The sequence below is a fragment of the Streptacidiphilus sp. MAP12-16 genome (assembly GCF_041262165.1).
Taxonomy (GTDB): domain Bacteria; phylum Actinomycetota; class Actinomycetes; order Streptomycetales; family Streptomycetaceae; genus Streptacidiphilus.
In genome coordinates this window covers 1-13,715 of sequence record NZ_JBGCBY010000050.1, presented here as the reverse complement: position 1 = coordinate 13,715, position 13,715 = coordinate 1, and the positions used below count along the sequence as shown (strand labels likewise).

Sequence of the window (13,715 nt, the reverse complement as noted above, 5' to 3'; positions counted from 1 at the left end):
TCTTCGCGGAGTCAGCCGCGTTCGACGAAGGGGGCGAGCAGCCCGGGTACGGCCTCCTCGGCGAAGGCCAGTCCCTCGGTCACCGTGACATCCCGGATCCGGTAGGCGCCCCTTCCGGCAGCCGTGCTCGCCGTGAGGGTGAGCAGTCCCGAACGGCGTTGGAAGATCGAGCTGCTGACGGTCCAGCCGATGACGCCCTCGCACTGCAGCGCGACCGTGCGGTGCGCGAACGTGCCGGACCGCGCAACCAGGTACCGGCCCGTGATGCCGTGGGCCAGCGTCCGGTAGGCGTCCAGGGCCAGCAGGATCACGGCGGGAAGCAGCACGGCAGCGGTGATCCACGCGGCCTGCAGGAAGCCCGGCACCCAGAGCCCGGGTACCGCCACCAGGACTGCGGTGAACACGACCACGGCCGCGCCCCTGTTGAGCCTGCGGCGAAGCGCCACGCGGGGGTGCGGGCGCAGCTCGGCCAGGACGGTGGGCGACTTCTCCTGGCCCATGACGGCGGCGGCCACCCGCAGGACCTCCGCACGTGGGGAGGGAGGCATCAGCGCACCACGGGTGCGGTTCTCCTCGGCCGACCCCAGGCCGGTGGCCACCGCGTGCAGGCGGGCGCCACCGCCCCAGCGCAGGAGCATCGGCTCGACCACCTCGACGCCGCGCAGCCGCCGTTCCTCGACCGACACGGACCTGCTGATCAGCAGGCCGCGACGGACCCGGAGGATGCCGCCGTCCTCACGCTCCAGGCGGAATCCGTGCCAGCCCTCGACGAAGATGCCGATCGAGCCGATCACACCCAGGGCCACGATGACCAGGACGAGCAGGAGGATGCCCACCCAGAGCGGCACCGAGCCGAACGCATTCACGACGTCGTGGACGACGCCCAGTTTGAGCGGGTCGATCTGGGCGTCGTGCAGGGTGCGGTAGACCACGCCGACGACTGCGAACAGTCCGCCGACTCCCCAGATGGTCAGCGGGGCATAGCGGATCCAGGACCAGTCGATCTCGGCGATCGGGGCGTCGTCCGCAACGGCGGCCGCCTCGCCGGAGTTGAGGGCGTTGCGACGGTTCAGCAGCTGGTCGCGCAGGTCGCCGGCCTGGGTCGCGGTGACCCCGTCCAGCGAGAACTTGCGGTTGGACGATCCGCCCTGGACGGCGGCGCCGACGCTGACGGAGGCGAGGCCGAAGAGCCGGTGGACCGGGTGAGCAGTGACGTCCGCGCTGCGGATGCGGTCCAGCGGTATGGAGCGGGAGCTGCGGAAGAGCAGGCCGGAACGCAGTTCCAGCCTGCTGTCGGTGATCCGGTAGCCAGTGGTCAGGTAGCGCATCAGGTTGACGCCGGACACGATCAGGAAGGCCAGGGTGAGCGAGGACAGGGTGAGGTATGCCTGCAGGTTGAGCTTGCCGCCGGTGCCCAGCACAGTGATCCCGGTGCTGACCACGGGCACGGCCAGCCAGCTGAGGTGGACCGGGATCAGCCTGGCGCTCAGCCGCTGCCAGCCGGGCGCGACGGCGACCGTTCCGGCCGTCACGTCGCGTCTCCCGGGGTGGCCTGCGTGGCCCTGGTCAGGTGCTCCACCAGGTCGACGGCCACCTGGCGGTCGAGCCCGCGGATCTTGAGGGCTCCCGAGGCGGACGCCGTGGTGACCTTGATTCCGGACAGGCCGAACAGTTGCTCCAGCGGGCCGCGGACGGTGTCCACGGTCTGGATCCTGGACAGCGGGGCCACCCGCCACTTCTGCCAGAGCCAGCCTGACGCGGTGTAGACGGCCTCGTCCGTGGTCTCCCAGCGGTGCACCTGGTAGCGCCAGAGCGGCATGGCCACCATGTAGGCGATGCCGGGCACTGCGGCCGCCAGGAATATCCAGCCGAAGACGAATCGGGCGGGTGGAATGAAAAGGTACAAAGCGCCCAAAGTCAGTATGGTGGGCACCGGAATCAAGGACGCCTGTGCGGCCCACCAGGCAATGGCGCGACGCTCGACCCGATGACGTGGCGGTCGAAGTCGAAGACTTTCAGAATTGGGCACGCTCGGATCCTAACCTCGCTCCGGGATATCCCACGCGGCTCCGAATCAGCCCGCTGCCCGTCCCGCCACGATACTTCCCCCGGCCACGGAGGCACGGAGCCGCCGACGCCGGTTCATGACCACGGCGGTCCGCGCGAGCACGGTCGCGAGCGCCATCAGCACCAACGAATTCGCATACACCTCGGGCCCGGTGATCTGGTACTTGATGGAGAAAGTGATGATGGCGGCGGTGAACCAGTGCTCGATTCCGTAGACGAAGGCGACCCGGGCACCCGACATCGCGATCCAGAACAATGCGTACAGCACTCCGGCCCGCGTGTACACCTGACCCGAGGAATCCATGTGCGCGGGCAGCATGGCGCCGGCGGTGAGGCCGAGAATCGCTCCGATGCCCACCCCGACGAGTTGCAGCGAGAGATCGTTCCCGGCCAGCTGCAGCGAGTGAAAGAAGACTGCCATGACGATCCCCACAGCGATCAACGGCCGGATGAGCCGCATCGCGGTGACCCGCCGCCGGCCGAGGTCACTGGTGAGAATGACGACCAGCACCGTCCCGCTCACCACCAGCGTGGTCTGGAAACCGCTCATTTCGTTGCCCCTCCCGAGAACGACCGCCGGCCGTTCCGGCCCGCTCAATCCGATGCTAGGCAGGCACCTGCCGCGCCGGAACGACCGTCCGACGGACCCCCTGTCCACCGGTCGGTGGACAGAGCGAGGCGGACGGGCATGGTGCGTGGCGCGCGGAGCGTGGTAGGACTGGTCAGCGTGCCAGCCCGTGAAGTTCTCGACCGACCCCACGTCGACCCGCCGACAGCAGAGGTGGACCGCAGTCCGGACCCGGTGGTCCGCTGGCTCGGGCTCTGGGACACCTACTTCGGTCTCTCCTACCTCATCACCACCGGGCTCCTGTTCACGTCCGAGAGCCCACCGGGACACGTGGCCGGCGCGATCACGGCACTGACCCTCATCGTCCCCTGGTACGCCGCGTTCGGCCGGCCGCTCACACCAGGGGACACCAACCCCCGGCGCAGCCTGTGGTACGCGCTCGGGCTGATCCTGCTGTTCGTCACCGCGACCACGCTGGATCTCGCCAGCGCGTTCGCGCTCTTCGCGATCTGCCCGATGCTGCTGATGAGCCTGCCCACGACGCTCGGCATCATGGTGGTACTACTCGCCAACCTCATCCCGCTGGTCCTGGTCTGGATCACCAGCGGCGAGCTGGGCACCGCCGTCCTCGGCATCCTGCCGACCACGCTGCTCGGCATCGCCCTGGCCGTACTGCTCGGACTGTGGATCACCAGGGTTGTCGAGCAGAGCCGTGAACGCGCCACGCTGATCCAGGAGTTGCAGCTGAACCGGAAGCGCGTCGCCCACCTCTCCCGGCAGGCCGGTATCGCCGCGGAGCGGGAGCGGCTCGCACGCGAGATCCACGACACCCTGGCGCAGGGGCTGACCAGCATCATCACTCTCATCCAGGCCGCGGAGTCGGAGCTGGACGACGCACCCGAGCTGGCCCGCAGGCATCTCGGGCTGGCCGCTCGCTCCGCCGCCGAGAACCTCACCGAGACCCGGGACTTCGTCGCCGCGCTCACTCCCGTCACGCTCCGGGAGAACTCCCTCGGCGAGGCCGTCCGCCGACAGGGCGACGCGCTGGCCGCCGAGACCGGCCTGACGGTGCGACACGCGATCACCGGCACGGAGTTCCCGCTCCCCACCGCCGTCGCCGTGGTCCTGCTCCGCACCGCCCAGGAGGCGCTGGCGAACATCAGAAAGCACGCCCACGCACAACAGGCCTCGCTGCAACTGGACTTCGACGACACCTCGGTACGGCTGGTGGTCGACGACGACGGCAGCGGCTTCGAGCCGAACCACGACGACCGGGACGGCTACGGTTTGCGCGGCATGCGGGCCCGGGTCGACGAGATCGGCGGTGCGGTGACCGTGTCCAGCGCCCCGGGCCGGGGCACGGTGGTCGAGGTCGTGGTGCCGCTCGGCCCCGCGGACGGCTCCACCGATCACGAGGCTCCCCGAGGTGCCCGATGAACAGCCGCCCCATCACCGTCCTCATCGCCGACGACCACCCGGTCGTGCGCGAGGGCCTGTCCGCGATGCTGGAGTCCGCCGCCGACATCTCCGTCGTGGGCGCGGCCGGCGGCGGCGAGGAGGCGGTCACGCTTGCCGCCTCGCTCGACCCCGACGTCATCCTGATGGATCTGCGGATGGGCGAGATGGACGGCGTCACCGCGACCGCCCACATCCTGGACCGCTCGCGCCGCAGCAAGGTCGTCGTGGTCACCACCTACGAGAGCGACTCCGACATCCTGCGGGCGGTCGAGGTCGGCGCGTCCGGCTACCTGCTGAAGGGCAGTTCACGCGCGGATCTGATCAACGCCGTCCGCGCCGCGGCCCGGGGCGAGACCGTGCTCTCGCCGTCCGTCGCCAGCCGGCTGTTCCGGGCGCGGAGCCACGAACCGCCGGCCCTGTCGGGGCGGGAGTGCGAGGTACTGCGCCTGGTGAGTCGCGGGCTGACCAACGCCGACATCGGCAAGGAGCTCTACATCAGCGAGGCGACCGTGAAGACCCACCTGCTGCGGGCCTTCAAGAAGCTCGACGTCTCCGATCGGACCGCAGCGGTGATCGCCGCGATGGATCGAGGGCTGCTCGCCTGACGCCGGGCCCGCCCGAAGGCAGGCCCGGCGCTCCCGCCCAGCGTGTGCATGCGGCGGTGGCACTGACGAGACGTCAGCTCGGCACCGGCACAGCGTCCTCGGGGCGGGCACGGCCGTCCGCGAGGGCGAGTGCCTCCATCCGTCGCTTGTCCGGCTTGCCGTTGCGGTTGAGCGGGAACTGCTCCAGTACGACGACCCGGTTGGGCTGCTCGTAGGCGGGGAGCAGGTCGCAGAGGGCCTGCCGCCAGTGGCCGGCCTCGCGCAGTTGCTCGTCCTCCACGAAGAAGACCAACTGGCTGCCGCGGCGCTCGTCGGGCAGCGGGATCACCCGGACCGAGCAGCCGCCGGCCGCGGCCTTCCGCTCGATGAGCTCCGGGTAGAGGGTGTAGCCCATGCGGTGCACCGCGAACTTCCGGCCGAGCACGAAGAGGTTGCCCGCCGGGTCGAGGTAGCCCAGGTCGCCGGTGCGGAAGACATGCTGGTCGACGGGGTCGATCCCACCGTCGTCGGTGAGGTAGCCGACCATGACGTCGGGGGTCTCGATCAGGAGCTCGCCCACCACGCCTGCCGCCACCTCCTGCTCCTCGTCGTCGACCACCCGGATCCGCAGACCCTCCATCACCTGCCCGCAGGAGACCGGGTTCTCGACGGTCGCGAACGAGACGTTGCCGGCCTCGGTGCTGCCGTAGCTGTCCAGCAGCGGAGAGCCGAAGCGCTCGACGTAGAGGTCGGTCAGCGCCTGGTCCAGAGGTGCGGCACCGCTGCAGAACATTCGGACGGTGCCGAGACTGTCGGCGAGCGCGGGATTCTGCTTGATGATGGTGAGGATGCTGCGGTAAGTCGACGGCGTGGCGTCGACGACGGTCACGCCGGAGAGCCCGGCCATCCGCAGCGCCCGGTCCGCGCGCCGATAGGGGGCGATGACCAGTGAGCACTGGGCGAGCCAGGCGATGAGCACCATGGAGAGCCCGTACTGGTGCGAGAAGGGCAGCAGGGGCAGAAGCACGTCGTCGGACTCGTGGCCCATGTGATGGGCGTTGCGCTCCAGGTTCTTCAGGAACCTTCCGCCGTTCTTGGCGATGCCCTTCGGCTCTCCGGTGGACCCCGACGACCACATGATCAGCGAGTCGTCGAGGTCGCACCAGGCGTCGAAGGACAGCCGGCTCTCGGTCGCGGCCAGGTCGGGTGCAGCGGCGAGGAGTTCGTAGAGGTACACGGGCTCGACGTAGGCGGGCACCTGGGCGTCGGCGTCCACCAGGACCACCTTGGCCCCGGCCCGCTGGATGATGGAGCCGGTGGCCTCCTGCTTCTCCTGCTGGTCGACCAGCACGACCGAGGCACCGAGGTGCATCAGTGCGAACAGGACCGAGACGTAGCTGATCGAGTTCCCGGCCTTGAGCACCACCCGGTCACCGAGCCCGACGCCCTGCTCCCGCAGGACCTGGGCGATGCGCAGGGTGTCGTGCTCGAATTCCTCGAGGGTCACTACCGAGTTTTCCGCAAAGATCTTCGCCGCCATCGGCTCTTCTCTTCTCTTCTCGTGCTCGGCGGTCACCGCCGACGCGCGCTCGGAACTCCGGTCCGGCAAGCGTCGATTCCGAGGACCGATGGAAAAGACCACGGCACTCCGAGTCGCGGCATTCGGCGGGCTGCTGGGAAATGTCTCGGGTCCGGTCGCCTGATGGACGACGAGCGTTCTCGGCAAGTGGTCCCGCCAGGGCGCGCACTTCAGCAGCATCGTTTTTCCGAATGCACGTGCTGTACCGCTACGCACCGGATGCTATCGAGCTGCGGCACGACGCAGAACCCCTATCCGCCCCCACCCGGCAGAGTGGTGAACTCGGTGGGCAGGGGTTCCCCGGCAAGGGTTCCGGCGCCGTGCGGGAGCTGCCGACGGTGGGTCAAACCGCCGACCGGACCGACAGTCAGGACTGCGGCACGGTGATCGCGGTGGCCACGAAGCCGTCCTCGGCCAGCCAGCGCCCGTCGAAGCCAGGGAGCCGGCGACCGGCGACCACGGGTCCCGGAACCAACAGCCGGGCCGTGAACGTCCCGTCGGGGCCGAGGGTGAGCGACGCCTCGGAGAAGTCCAACATCAGCCCGGTCAGCGGGAACCACGCCTTGTAGACGCTCTCCTTGGCGCTGAAGAGCAGCCGGTCGGCGCACACGGTGGGATCCGACCTGGTCAGCGCGCGCAGCTGGGGCATCTCCTCAGCGAGGCCTATCGCCTCGAGGACGCCCTCGGGCAGCGGCAGGTTGGGCTCCGCGTCGATGCCGATGGTGAGCACCTCCGCGGCCGGGGCCAGCGCGGCGGCCCGATAGCCGATGCAGTGGGTCATGCTGCCCACGACGCTCTCCGGCCAACGTGGTTCCCCCCTGCGGCCGGGAAGGAACGGGGCCGGTGGCAGTCCCAGGGTTGCCAGGGCCCGCCTGGCGCAGGCCCGCACCGCGCGGAACTCGCCCTGGCGGCGCGGCGCGGAGGTGCGGATGTACTCAAGTTCCTCGGGAAAGAGTTCGATGTCCTCCGTCTCCGCCGTGGTCTCGACCGAGACGACCGCTCCGGGGAGGATGCGTTCGATCACCGCACACCCGCCGGGAGGATCTGCCGGAGTCCGGAGGGAGCGGCGCCGCGGCGGCGCCACTCACGCGGGTAGCCCACCGACACCTCCTCGAAGCGGACGCCGTCGTAGTGGGTGACCCGGGGAATGTGCAGATGACCGTAGACGACGGCCTCGGTTCGGAAGCGAGTGTGCCAGTCCGCGGTGGCCGTGGTGCCGCACCACTGCGCGAAGTCGGGGTAGTAGAGGACGTCGGTCGGCTGGCGAACCAGCGGATAGTGGTTGACCAGCACCATGGGCACGACGGGGTCGCAGGCCGCGAGGCGCGCCTCGGTTGCCACCACCCGGGCCCGGCACCAGGCCTCCCGGCTCGGGTACGGGTCGGGGTGCAGCAGGTACTCGTCGGAGCACACGACACCGGACTCATGGGCGCGGGCCAGCGCCTCCTTCTTGGAGGTGACGCCCTCGGCCAGGAAGGTGTAGTCGTAGCCCAGGAACAGCGGGGCGATCCGCACCGGGCCTGCCGCCCCCTGCCACACCGGGTACGGGTCCTCCGGGGTGAGCACGCCGAGGCCGCGGCACAGCTCGACCAGGTGCTCGTAGCGGGCCACGCCGCGCAGCTGCACCGGGTCGGAGGGGTGCGTCCACAGCTCGTGGTTGCCGGGCGCCCAGACCACGGTGGCGAACCGCTCGGTGAGCAGGCCGAGGGCCCACTCGATGTCCGCCACGAGTTCGCCGATGTCGCCGGCCACGATCAACCAGTCGCGAGGCGACGGCGGCCGCAGAGCGCGGACGATGTCGCGGTTCTCCTCATAGCTGATGTGCAGGTCGCTGGTGGCGAACAGCGTGCCGTCGGGTCCGCTGGAGTCGTGCGTCAAAGGGTTCTTGCCTTCCGGTCCTGCTATCGAGGCCGCAGCGCCGACTCGGGAGCTGTCGTCGTGGTGGAGAGGTTGTCGACGGTGCACTTGAGGCGGCGCAGCAGCCGGTCACGTCCCACGATGCGGATCCGGTCGACGCCCTGGCCGGTGAGGGTGTCCACGATGCCGGGCCAGCGCATCGGCCGGACGAAGCCGCCGAGGATCCAGTCGCGCGCCTGCTCGGCCGACTCGACCAGCGAGCCGTCCTGGTCGGAGACGATCGGCAGTACCGGGTCGCGGAACCGGTAGCGGCTCAGCACCTCCTGGTCGAGCCGGTCCCGGAGCGGTTCGAAGATGCTCGCGTGCGCGGGCGGCCGCATGGTGTAGAGGGAGTAGCCGCCGACCGCGCCGATGCGCTTCTTGAAGCCGTCCAGGGCACGCTCGTTGAGCGACACCATGTACAGGTCCCGGTCGAGGTAGGACGAGATCTCGTACCACTCGTCCGCTGTGTCGAGTTCGGCGAGCAGCTCGTCGAGCGTCTCGCGCGGAACCTTCACGAACGAGTGGGTGACGATGTCGCGGTGGTGTTCCGCGAAGTAGTCGCGTTCGCCGCGGGCGACCTCGGCCACCATGCGAACGGCCTCGTCGAAGGGCAGCACACCCGCGTAGGCCGCAGCAGCCATCTTGCCGAAGCTCACTCCCGCGCAGAGGTGCGGGGTCTCCGGGTGGGACTCCTCGGCCCAGTCGGCCAGTGCGAGCGCGGTGACGAAGGAGGCGATCTGGGCGACCTCCGCGTAGTCGTCCTCGGACTGCCGCAGGGCGTCGAAGACGCTGTAGCCAAGTGCCTCGTCGGCGACGGCGAAGCGCCGCCTGGCGGCCGCGTTCACGAGCATGAATTTGCCGAAGTCGGCGAATCGCGAGGGTCCCATGGCGGGGAAGACGATCGCACTGCTCCCCGGCTCATCGGTCGTCATCTCAGCCCGTTCTGTAGGCGGTCGGCCATTGCCCGGCGCATCTCTGCGTTTCCCGCTTTTCGCTGGAGCTTCGAGCGTAACCGGGCCGGGTGCGCCCGCCACCCCTGTTCCCGACCCCTAGACCCCCTAGCCGCCCGACCGAAGGTGAGCAGTATACGAATCGACTGCATTCGACCCACTTGGCTAGGGGGAGTTAGGGGTTGTCGAGCATTGTCGGTCGAATTAATTTTAGTGTGAGCAAATGGACGCTTCGAACGATTCCGCACGCTACCGAGGACGCACGCGATGAGGATTGCATGCTGGCAGGCCGCGTGCGGCTCACCCGACGTCACGCATCTGCTGGGGCGACTGCGCGCGGTGGCCCGGCGGGCGGCCGAGGCCGGAGCGGAGCTGCTCGTCGCCCCCGAGATGACGGTCGGCGGCTACCCGCTGCGGCCGGGCACGCTGGCCCAGGCGTCCGGGCCCGTCGACGGGGCGCACTGCATGACGGTGTCGCAGATCGCCCGCGAGTGCGGCATCGCCATCGTCCACGGCTGGCCTGAGGACGACGGCTCCTCCGTGTACAACGCGGCCAGGGTCGTGTCGTCCGAGGGGGTCACCCTCGCCGCGTACCGCAAGGCGCATCTGTTCGGCGAGGTCGACAGTTCCCGCTTCAGGCCGGGCGCGCAGGGCGTCGTGCAGGCGTCCGTGGGCGGCCTGACGGTGGGTCTGCTGATCTGCTACGACGTCGAGTTCCCCGAGGCGGTGCGGGCCCACGCGATGGCCGGCACGCAGCTGCTCGTGGTGCCGACGGCACTGATGCAACCGTGGGAGTTCGTCGCCAGGACGCTGGTCCCGGCGCGGGCGTTCGAGAGCCAGCTCTACGTCGCGTACACCAACTGGATCGGCGAGCACCAGGGCCTGCGCTTCTGCGGGCTGACGACGGTGGCCGCCCCTGACGGCACCCGGCTGACGCTGGAGGAGCCTGCCGAAGGCCTGCTCCTGGCCGAGATCGACCCGGCCGTGGTCGCGAAGGCACGCTCAGCCACCCCCTATCTCCACGACCGGCGCCCCGAGCTCTACGAGGGTCTGCCCGCGCGCCTCGGCTTCGGCTGAGCGTCGCGGATCGGGCCCCGAAAGGTGTCCCAGATGTCCCCCAGTGGCAGTGAGTGTCCGGCAGTGCGCGGTGTGACTGCTCCGCTGACCATGTACGGTCCCGACTTCCCCTTCGCGTACGACGACTGGCTGCAGCACCCGGCCGGGCTGGGCAGTGTGCCCGCGCGGTGGCACGGAACGCCGGTCGCCGTGGTGGGGGGCGGCATCTCGGGGCTGGTCGCGGCCTACGAGCTGATGCGTCTCGGCCTGCGCCCGGTGCTCTACGAGGCCGGCGAACTGGGCGGCCGGATGCGGTCGGTGCCTTTCGAGGCCAACCCGGAGTTCGCCGCCGAGATGGGTGCGATGCGCTTCCCGGTCGGGGCCACCTCGCTGTTCCACTACATCGACGCGCTGGGCCTGCGGACCCGTCCGTTCCCCAATCCGCTCTCGCCGCAGACGTCGAGCACCATGGTGCACCTGGGCGGTGAGCAGCACCTGGCGCGCACCCTCGAGGACCTGCCGGCCGTCTACCAGGAGGTGGCCGACGCCTGGGACAAGACGCTGCGCGAGCAGGCCGAGCTGGTGGTGATGGAGGACTCGGTCCGCAGGCGGGACGCGCCCGTCCTCAAGGCGGTGTGGAACCGGATGGTGCGAACCCTGGATGATCAGTCCTTCTACGGCTTCCTCGCCGCCTCGCCCTATTTCAGGTCGTTCCGGCACCGGGAGATCTTCGGGCAGGTCGGCTTCGGCACCGGCGGCTGGGACACCGACTTCCCCAACTCCATCCTGGAGGTGCTCCGGGTCGTGTTCACCGGCGCCGACCAGGACCAGGTGAGCATCGTCGGCGGCACCCGCCGGCTGACCCAGGGGCTCTGGTCGCTGGCCGCCGGCCGGACCGCGCACTGGCCGGCCGGCACCACGGTCGCCGAACTTCACGGCGGCAGGCCGCGGCCGGCCGTCACCGGAATGCGGCGGGTCGCGGGCGGGGTGGCGATCGAGGACGCGGACCGGGTCGTGGAGACGTACCCGGCGGTGGTGTTCACGCCCCATGTCTGGACGTTGCTGAACCGGATCGACTGCGATCCGGCGCTGCTGTCCGTCCCGCACTGGACCGCGGTCGAGCGGACGCACTACATGGGCGCGTCCAAGCTCTTCGTGCTCACCGACCGGCCGTTCTGGCTGGATCGCGACCCGTGCACGGGGCAGGACCGGATGAGCATGACGCTCAGCGACCGGATGCCGCGCGGGGTCTACCTCTTCGACGAGGGCCCGGACCGGCCCGGCGTGATCTGCCTGTCCTACACCTGGAACGACGACTCGCTGAAGTTCGCCACGCTGAGCACCGAGGACCGCCTCGAGGTGCTGCTGGCCAAGCTCGGCGAGATCTACCCGGACGTCAATCTGCGCAAGCACATCACCGGGCCGCCGGTCTCCGTGACCTGGGAGACCGAGCCGCTGTTCATGGGGGCCTTCAAGGCGAACCTGCCGGGCCAGTACCGGTACCAGCGCCGGCTCTTCACTCACTTCATGCAGGACGACTTCGCCCCGGAGGAGCGCGGCCTGTTCCTGTCCGGCGACGACGTGTCCTGGACGGCAGGGTTCGCCGAGGGAGCGGTCACGACGGCGCTCAACGCGGTATGGGGAGTGGTCCGCCACCTCGGTGGTTCAAGCCATCCGGCCAACCCAGGGCCCGGGGACGTCTTCGAGGCGATCGCGCCGATCCCGCTCCCGGAGGAGTGACCCTGCGAGGGGCTGTGCAATCACCTGGGAGTCGATCACCTGGGAGTCGATTCGCTCCGGCAGACGGGGACCTCTCCGCGATCGTGGTCTCGCTGGATCCCGTCGCCAGCGCGGACTGGACGTCGCACGTGCGCCGCGCCGGCCTCCAGTGGCTGTTCACGCGCCCCTGGGGGGACTCGCTGGCGTACTGGACCCTGCTGCGCTCCCCCGGCATGCTCGCGGTCCTGGACGCCCCCGGCGGTTGGCCGCTCGGTGAGCTCGTCGAGCTGGTGCGCGCTCTGCACATGCTGGCACCGGTGACCGTGGTCACCCCTGGAGCGTCCTTCCGGGAGGAGCTCCTGGACGCGGGAGCGGTCAACGTGCTCAGCCGCGAGGCTCCGGCCAAAGAGATCCGCGCCCGGATAGAGGCCGACATCCGGTGGCTGCAGGCGAAGCGCCACAACCCGGCTGACGATCCGTCCGACTCCACGAGTCGGCTCCCGGGCGCCCGCGCCGGCCTGAAGGAGTCCCAGTCGCTGCTCCTCGAGATCCTGCTCCGCTCACCGCAGTCCTTCTGCTGCCACAACATCCGTTGGCTGCTGGGCGGTCCCGGTGAGCAGTTGAGCCTGCCGGCGGTGCGCGGCCGCCTGAACCGCCTGGAACCGTTCCTCGCATTCGACGGCCGGATCCTGACGAAGACTCATCACTGGGGCCGCGACGTGTTCCGCGTGGTCTCCCTGGCCGGCTGAGCGAGCCGCGCGCCACCCCCGCGATGGCCCCCGACCTGCACGTACACAGCTCAGAGAATGCTCAAATGTGACGCGGATCACAGTGACACCGGCGGGTCTCTCTTTTGTCCTGGTTTCTGCCACGACAGACCTCGTAAAAGAGCCCGAATCGGACACACATGCGCTCCGCGGACCAAGATCGATCTGAGCCGTACTTGAGGCTTCATCTCTCATTCTCGGCGACTTTCTGACGTGTACGCAATCCCACCTCTAGGGTTCCGGCCAAGGGCAGTGCTCGAGACCGCTCTCAACGCACGACGGCAATCCGCCCGGGGAATTTTTATCTGCCGTCTCACGGATATCTACGCGAAAGATACTCGTAACCAGGGGGAAATATTCCGGCTGAGCCCCGAGGCTCTCACCAGTACATCTCACGTCGTCGGCCCACTCCTCAGGCAGGAGTCCAGGGCCTCCGTGAACACCGACCGGGCGGAATTCAAAAGACATGAATTCCTCTTGCACTAGCCGCCTTGACAAAGGCTTGGCCAGGCCCCGCCTTACCGACCCGACACCCATTTAATGGCCAGTGGTTCGACGAGAGATCCGTTCGGCAGCACAACCGGCCCGCGCGGCCGATGGTTTCAGAAAGGCTTTGATCGTGGCGAGAAGCAGACATGCGGCAGGGATGCGGACAGCAGCGCCGTCGAGATCGGCGACTCCGAACAGCCGCCGCTGCCAAGGCGTTTGAAGAAGCTCGTAGTGCTCAGTGCCCTGGCTGTGGCTGCCATGGGTGGTGTCGAAGCCAGCCCGCGGGGTTGCCCCGCGCCGGCGAGCCCACCGCTCCGGCCCGCAGCTCAGAACGATCGTTCCCGGAGGAAACCCCCCTCACCTAACAGCGTCCTCGTCCTATCGGACGACGCGTGGGTGGAATCCAGGACCCGAAGCGAGGAGTGCACCCTATGACGGCCCGAACCGATCTCGTCGAGCGTGACGAGGACTTACTCGGCCTCAACCAGCTCACGGCCGGCTCCCTGCGTAGTGCGGGTGCTGTTGGTTTGGTCATCGGCCCGGTGGCGAGCGGGAAGTCGGAACTGTTGCGTGTCCTGT

At 69.2% G+C, this 13,715-nt stretch carries 12 protein-coding genes; 5 read left to right on the top strand and 7 right to left on the bottom strand.

Going from position 1 to position 13,715, the window contains the following annotated elements; genetic code table 11:
- Window positions 1-11 precede the first annotated feature (11 nt).
- Genes ABIA33_RS36880 through ABIA33_RS36870 form a run of 3 tightly spaced genes read right to left on the bottom strand, consistent with a single transcriptional unit; the run spans window position 12 to window position 2,617 of the window.
- A complete protein-coding gene (locus ABIA33_RS36880) occupies window positions 12-1,532 on the bottom strand; it encodes a PH domain-containing protein (protein WP_370088370.1) in 1,521 nt (506 codons plus the stop codon).
- Window positions 1,529-2,029, bottom strand: a complete 501-nt coding sequence (locus ABIA33_RS36875) for a PH domain-containing protein (RefSeq protein WP_370088368.1) — start codon at window positions 2,027-2,029, stop codon at window positions 1,529-1,531. The genes ABIA33_RS36880 and ABIA33_RS36875 overlap by 4 nt, the downstream gene beginning before the upstream one ends.
- Before the next feature lie 45 nt (window positions 2,030-2,074).
- Window positions 2,075-2,617: a hypothetical protein gene (locus tag ABIA33_RS36870; RefSeq protein WP_370088366.1), complete on the bottom strand. Its 543-nt coding sequence runs from the start codon at window positions 2,615-2,617 to the stop codon at window positions 2,075-2,077.
- A gap of 177 nt (window positions 2,618-2,794) precedes the next feature.
- Between ABIA33_RS36870 and ABIA33_RS36865 the strand changes: the two genes are divergently transcribed.
- Together ABIA33_RS36865 and ABIA33_RS36860 are read left to right on the top strand one after the other, a co-directional pair.
- Complete coding sequence (locus tag ABIA33_RS36865; RefSeq protein WP_370088364.1) at window positions 2,795-4,072, top strand: histidine kinase; 1,278 nt, start codon at window positions 2,795-2,797, stop codon at window positions 4,070-4,072.
- The gene (locus ABIA33_RS36860; protein WP_370088362.1) at window positions 4,069-4,698 is read left to right on the top strand and encodes a response regulator; all 630 of its coding nucleotides are present in this window, start codon (window positions 4,069-4,071) and stop codon (window positions 4,696-4,698) included. Before ABIA33_RS36865 ends, ABIA33_RS36860 begins: the two co-directional genes overlap by 4 nt.
- A gap of 73 nt (window positions 4,699-4,771) precedes the next feature.
- Here ABIA33_RS36860 and ABIA33_RS36855 read toward each other — a convergent pair whose 3' ends face one another.
- The 4 genes from ABIA33_RS36855 to ABIA33_RS36840 form a co-directional block, all read right to left on the bottom strand.
- Window positions 4,772-6,217 (bottom strand): class I adenylate-forming enzyme family protein, encoded by a 1,446-nt coding sequence (locus ABIA33_RS36855; protein WP_370088360.1) that lies wholly within the window; start codon window positions 6,215-6,217, stop codon window positions 4,772-4,774.
- Window positions 6,218-6,623: 406 nt separating this feature from the next.
- The gene (locus ABIA33_RS36850; RefSeq protein ID WP_370088358.1) at window positions 6,624-7,280 is read right to left on the bottom strand and encodes a 4'-phosphopantetheinyl transferase; all 657 of its coding nucleotides are present in this window, start codon (window positions 7,278-7,280) and stop codon (window positions 6,624-6,626) included.
- Entirely contained in the window at window positions 7,277-8,134 is an 858-nt protein-coding gene (locus ABIA33_RS36845; protein ID WP_370088356.1) for a metallophosphoesterase, read from the bottom strand. The genes ABIA33_RS36850 and ABIA33_RS36845 overlap by 4 nt, the downstream gene beginning before the upstream one ends.
- Window positions 8,135-8,157: 23 nt before the next feature.
- On the bottom strand, window positions 8,158-9,087 hold the full coding sequence (locus ABIA33_RS36840) for an ACP S-malonyltransferase (protein ID WP_370088354.1): 930 nt from the start codon (window positions 9,085-9,087) through the stop codon (window positions 8,158-8,160).
- A gap of 285 nt (window positions 9,088-9,372) precedes the next feature.
- On the opposite strand from ABIA33_RS36840, the gene ABIA33_RS36835 reads away from it, so the two are divergent.
- The 3 genes from ABIA33_RS36835 (at window position 9,373) to ABIA33_RS36825 (ending at window position 12,629) form a co-directional block, all read left to right on the top strand.
- Window positions 9,373-10,182, top strand: a complete 810-nt coding sequence (locus ABIA33_RS36835) for a carbon-nitrogen hydrolase family protein (protein WP_370088352.1) — start codon at window positions 9,373-9,375, stop codon at window positions 10,180-10,182.
- Between the two features lie 90 nt (window positions 10,183-10,272).
- Window positions 10,273-11,901: a flavin monoamine oxidase family protein gene (locus ABIA33_RS36830; RefSeq protein WP_370088374.1), complete on the top strand. Its 1,629-nt coding sequence runs from the start codon at window positions 10,273-10,275 to the stop codon at window positions 11,899-11,901.
- An 83-nt stretch (window positions 11,902-11,984) separates the two neighbouring features.
- Window positions 11,985-12,629, top strand: a complete 645-nt coding sequence (locus tag ABIA33_RS36825) for a hypothetical protein (RefSeq protein WP_370088350.1) — start codon at window positions 11,985-11,987, stop codon at window positions 12,627-12,629.
- Window positions 12,630-13,715 lie beyond the last annotated feature (1,086 nt).

Coding starts and splice junctions, on each gene's coding strand:
- ABIA33_RS36870 (WP_370088366.1), bottom strand. CDS start 2,617: ATGAGCGGTTTCCAGACCACGCTGGTGGTGAGCGGGACGGTGCTGGTC.
- ABIA33_RS36860 (WP_370088362.1), top strand. CDS start 4,069: ATGAACAGCCGCCCCATCACCGTCCTCATCGCCGACGACCACCCGGTC.
- ABIA33_RS36855 (WP_370088360.1), bottom strand. CDS start 6,217: ATGGCGGCGAAGATCTTTGCGGAAAACTCGGTAGTGACCCTCGAGGAA.
- ABIA33_RS36840 (WP_370088354.1), bottom strand. CDS start 9,087: ATGACGACCGATGAGCCGGGGAGCAGTGCGATCGTCTTCCCCGCCATG.
- ABIA33_RS36835 (WP_370088352.1), top strand. CDS start 9,373: ATGAGGATTGCATGCTGGCAGGCCGCGTGCGGCTCACCCGACGTCACG.
- ABIA33_RS36830 (WP_370088374.1), top strand. CDS start 10,273: ATGTACGGTCCCGACTTCCCCTTCGCGTACGACGACTGGCTGCAGCAC.